Annotated in this window: 1 protein-coding gene; it reads left to right on the forward strand. The window is 59.4% G+C overall.

The window, feature by feature from the left end; all coding sequences use genetic code 11:
- Nucleotides 1-1,372 (forward strand): reverse transcriptase/maturase family protein (locus D0Z70_RS24435; RefSeq protein WP_119750794.1); only part of this gene is annotated, 1,372 nt, incomplete at its 5' end.
- Nucleotides 1,373-1,459: the final 87 nt, after the last annotated feature.

Raw genomic sequence — 1,459 nt, forward strand, 5'->3', positions numbered from 1 at the left:
CGATATAGTCGGCTACTACGACAATATCGACCATGACATCCTGCTCGGTCTCCTACGCAGGCGTATCGATGATGATCGCTTGATACGGCTGATCGGACGGATGCTCAAGGCTGGCTACCTTGAAGACTGGACGTTCCACCGGACGTTCAGCGGCGCTCCACAAGGCGGCGTGATCTCACCGATCCTCGCCAATATCTACCTTCATGAACTCGACGAGTTCATGGCGGGGATGAAGGTGCGGTTCGACAGGGGACAAACGAGACGGCGCAGCAACGCCTATCTCGAAATCTCTAAGCAGATTCAGATCCGACGCAGAAAGATCGAACGACGGCGGGCCAATGGCCAAGAGGAGGAAATCCCGACGCTTGTCGATGAGATCAGGGAATGGGAGCGGCGACGGCTCGAAGAGCCGGCTCTCGACCCGTTCGACCCCAACTACCGCCGACTCCGCTACTGCCGCTATGCTGACGACTTCGTTATCGGCGTGATCGGCAGCAAGGACGATGCCCGCGGCATCATGGCCGAAGTCAGAACCTATCTGGCGGAAACCCTGAAGCTTGAGGTGTCCGAGGAGAAAAGCGGGATTAGGAAGGCGGACGAGGGTGCCATGTTCCTCGGCTATCAGTTGAAGACATATGGCGATGGGCGAACCAAACGCATGATCAAGGGCGGCCGTGCCGTCACCATGCGTGTGCCTGGAGACCGTATGCAACTTCACGTGCCGGTGGACAGGCTTGCCCGGTTTGCGGAACGCCAACGCCTCGGGAATATCCATATCAACCGGGGCGAGGCGCGCTGCGAACTGATCAACAACTCCGATGTCGCAATCCTGACCGGATATAATGCGATGATGCGGGGGCTGGCCGAGTATTACAAGCTCGGCACGCTCTGGAAAGATGAGGTCGGGCGGCTGCATCACCTCTGGTGGTGGAGCTTCATGAAGACCATCTCGCGGAAGCATAAATGTTCGGTCAAGGTGACGGCAGAGAGGCTCCGGAACGGGGATCGCCTCGGCCTGTGGTATGAGGGCCGCCATCAGCGGCGCTTCATGCCGATGTTCCGCCTCAAGGATGTTCGGCCAACACCGGCATCCGGGCATGTTGACCGCCAAACGTTTGCACATATCCACTTTGCAGGACGGAATGACTTTGTCGACCGCCTGCGGGCAAGGGCATGTCAGGCGTGCGGCACCGAAGACGTGCCAGTGGAGGTGCATCACGTCCGCAAGATGAGCGATATGCAGGGGACTACCTTGTGGACTCGCGTCAAGGCGGCCCGAACGCGCAAGCGTGTGGTGCTCTGCCGCGACTGCCATGTCGCGCATCATGCCGGACGACTACAGGAACGGCTGGATCGTATGGTGCAAGCGTAGGAGCCGGATGATGGGAAACTATCAAGTCCGGTTCCGTGGGAGGGGTAGAGGACAATCCCACCGGGAACCCTCGCCCCTACCCGACGG

The organism is Sphingobium terrigena (assembly GCF_003591655.1).
Classification (GTDB): domain Bacteria; phylum Pseudomonadota; class Alphaproteobacteria; order Sphingomonadales; family Sphingomonadaceae; genus Sphingobium; species Sphingobium terrigena.